This is a genomic window from Secundilactobacillus collinoides DSM 20515 = JCM 1123 (assembly GCF_001435975.1).
Classification (GTDB): domain Bacteria; phylum Bacillota; class Bacilli; order Lactobacillales; family Lactobacillaceae; genus Secundilactobacillus; species Secundilactobacillus collinoides.
In genome coordinates this window covers 1-3,074 of sequence record NZ_AYYR01000007.1, presented here as the reverse complement: position 1 = coordinate 3,074, position 3,074 = coordinate 1, and the positions used below count along the sequence as shown (strand labels likewise).

2 protein-coding genes are annotated in these 3,074 nt (G+C 48.6%); both read left to right on the top strand.

The genetic code is table 11. The features are described from left to right. Positions 1-228 precede the first annotated feature (228 nt). The gene (guaD, locus tag FC82_RS00735; RefSeq protein WP_156405114.1) at positions 229-1,566 is read left to right on the top strand and encodes a guanine deaminase; all 1,338 of its coding nucleotides are present in this window, start codon (positions 229-231) and stop codon (positions 1,564-1,566) included. Between the two features lie 4 nt (positions 1,567-1,570). Continuing rightward, entirely contained in the window at positions 1,571-2,959 is a 1,389-nt protein-coding gene (locus FC82_RS00730) for a uracil-xanthine permease family protein (RefSeq protein ID WP_056995945.1), read from the top strand. The last annotated feature ends 115 nt before the right edge of the window (positions 2,960-3,074 follow it).

Sequence of the window (3,074 nt, the reverse complement as noted above, 5' to 3'; positions counted from 1 at the left end):
ACCAATTATAAGAATAGGCCATTAGTGTTGCACTTAACTTGACAATTGAGGGAATTTAAATAGTTCGTGTTTTTCCGTTGAACCCTACTCCCGTAACGCTTATAATAGCCAGCAAAGCATTTCTGCGAATGATTCATTGGGGTGCCTAATGAAAGTTCGTCATTGTAATTTTTTTAAATTTACAGATGCTCACGTCAATTTAACATGGAGGCGATTCCGATTTCATTCATGAGAGTCATTGAGGGTTCCTTATTCACGTCAACAAGCCCCACGGCGGTATCCTATCAGGACCACCAGTTAGTTTGTATCGACAACAGTGGTTACATTGAACGAATCATTGCACGAACCGAACCGGACTTTGAGTCAGTCCGGCAGGCAGCTTCCAGGTCTGATACCCTGGTGACACTCGCTGCCGATCAATATATACTCCCCGGTTTCATCGACTTACACATCCACGCGCCGCAATGGCCAAATGCCGGATTGGCGCTGGATCGACCACTTAACGAATGGCTAGATACGTATACTTTTCCACTGGAGGCTAAGTATGCGGATCCGGCGTTCGCGAAACGCATTTACGATGCCCTGGTCTCGAGACTACTCAGTAACGGGACCACCACCGCCCTCTTCTTCGGCACTATCCATAATCCAGCGAATCTAGAACTGGCAAAAGCGTGCATCAGACATGGTCAACGTGGATTTATCGGAAAAGTTGCCATGGATAATCCGAAGGAGACGCCAACATATTATCAGGACGCATCCGCCCGGGTCGCTGTTGAACAAACGGAACAGTTTATCCAACAGTTATCAGACTTAAATCGCACGACCGACTTGAAACAGACACCGGTGATCACACCGCGGTTTGTACCAAGCTGTACCCCGGCATCCTTGCAGGGGCTGGGTGATTTAGCAAAAAAGTACGATTTGCCCGTCCAATCCCACTGCAGCGAAAGTGATTGGGAAAACGGGTTTGCGCTCGAGCACTACCATATGCGCGACGCTGACGTACTCGACCGGTACGGCCTCCTTACTGATAAAGCGGTGATGGCTCACGGAACACTGCTAAACGAGCAGGATTACCAGTTGTTTAAGACACGACAGGTTGCTATTGCGCACTGTCCGATCTCCAACGTGTACTTTGGTAATGCTGTACTACCGGTTAAACGGATCCTGCATCAACAGCTCAAAATGGGCTTAGGAACTGATATTTCTGGTGGTTATTCGCCAAGTTTGTATCACAATATTCGTCAGGCAGTCATGTCTTCGCGCATGCTGCAGGACGGCGTGGATAATCAGCTGGCTGCTGATCACCGCGGGGTGGCTAACAGTGCCATTTCCGCAAAGACCGCGTTTTACATGGCAACGTTTGGCGGTGCCGAAAGTTTACACCTCAAGACTGGAAAGATCGCACCAGGTTACCTGGCCGATCTCCAAATCGTCCAATTGTCGACCCACATAATTCCACCTGACAAGGACGACGACATCTTTGACGCGTTACTGTATCAGACAGAAGAACAAGACATTGTTCAAGTTTACGTTCAAGGAAAACAAACCAAGGGAGAATTATAATCATATGAATCGCAATGAAAATGGCTTACTTTATGGCCCAGACGATAAGGTGTCATACACGCAGTCTGGCGTTTTAGGTTTACAACACGTGCTAGCAATGGACGTTTACGTCGCTCCACTCATCATGGCCGGCCTGTTGTCAATGACACTCGCACAAAAGACTGGTTTCCTTCAAGCTGCTTTCATCGCAGCCGGTATCGGGACGATCTTGCAAACGAAATTCTTCATGAAGCTGCCCGTCTCACAAGGGCCTTCATTCGTGCCTGTGGGCGCCGTAGCTGGGGTTTACCTCGCTAACGGCGGCGTTCACGGTGGCATGGCGACCGTTCTAGGATCGTTAGTCGTCGGTTCCCTGTTGCTGGTTATCTTAGGCGTTTCTGGCGTCTTCCAAAAGATCATCAACCTGTTGGTACCTGCCATCGTTGGCGGCACCATCATCACCTGTGTTGGGTTATCCTTACTGCCAGGTGCCTTAAATGACAACATCTTTGAGGCCGGTGGTAACGTTAACGACAACATCATCATCGCAGCCTCAACCGCTGCTGTTATGCTACTTGCAATCATTCTCAGTGTTCGGGTACCGCAACTCAAGCGGGTACTCAAGGTCAGTTCCATCGTCATTGCCTTGATTGCCGGTTCGATCATCGCCACCCTCATGGGTAAATTTGACTGGTCTTCTGTTCAAAGCGCCTCATGGTTTGCACTGCCGCAATATACGTCATTGCATTACGGCCTTCATTTCTCATTACCAGCCATCTTGACGTTCATCGTCATCTACATGGTACTGACCACTGAAACCACCGGTACCTGGTTTGCTATGAGCGCCGTTACCGGTGAAAAGATCACCAACAAGCAATGGAACCGCGGGATCATTGGTGAAGGCTTGAGCTGTTTAGTCTCTGCCCTCCTCGGTGCGACCCCAATGACTGGTTACTCAACCAACGCTGGTGTCGTTTCCGTCACCGGTGTTGCCAGCAAACGGGTCTTCGTTTCCGCGGGGATCTGGTTCATGGTGCTCGGCTTCTGTGGTAAGTTGTCCGCCTTCCTGGTCGCTGTGCCAGCACCAGTTATCGGCGGCGTTTACTCCATCATCTGCGTGGTCATCATGCTGAATGGTTTAAACGTCATTCGCAACCTCAAGTTATCAGACAGCGCCATCTACGTGATTGGTATTCCAATCGTCTTAACCATGGCCGTTGTTTTGATTCCTTCAAAAGTGACTAACGAAGCCCCACAGATGATTCAATACCTGTTAGGCTCACCAATTACGATTGGTGCCATTAGCGCCATTGTTATGAACCTGTTCCTCTCTAAAACCAGCAAACAAACTTTAAAAAAAGCTGAACCCGCTGAAGATTCTGAAGCCTCAGTGGAAGCAACAGCGGGACGTTAAAACAGATTGAACTTTAATCTTCACACAAAAAAGGCCATCGCTATGATGGTCTTTTTTTGTGGCTCTTTGTCAACTGGTATTGGTGGAGAGTTTTGAAACGTATTTGACTTTATGT

What these genes read in the sequence shown, in the direction of transcription:
- FC82_RS00730 (WP_056995945.1), top strand. Translation starts at nt 1,571, where the DNA reads ATGAATCGCAATGAAAATGGCTTACTTTATGGCCCAGACGATAAGGTG.
- guaD (WP_156405114.1), top strand. Translation starts at nt 229, where the DNA reads ATGAGAGTCATTGAGGGTTCCTTATTCACGTCAACAAGCCCCACGGCG.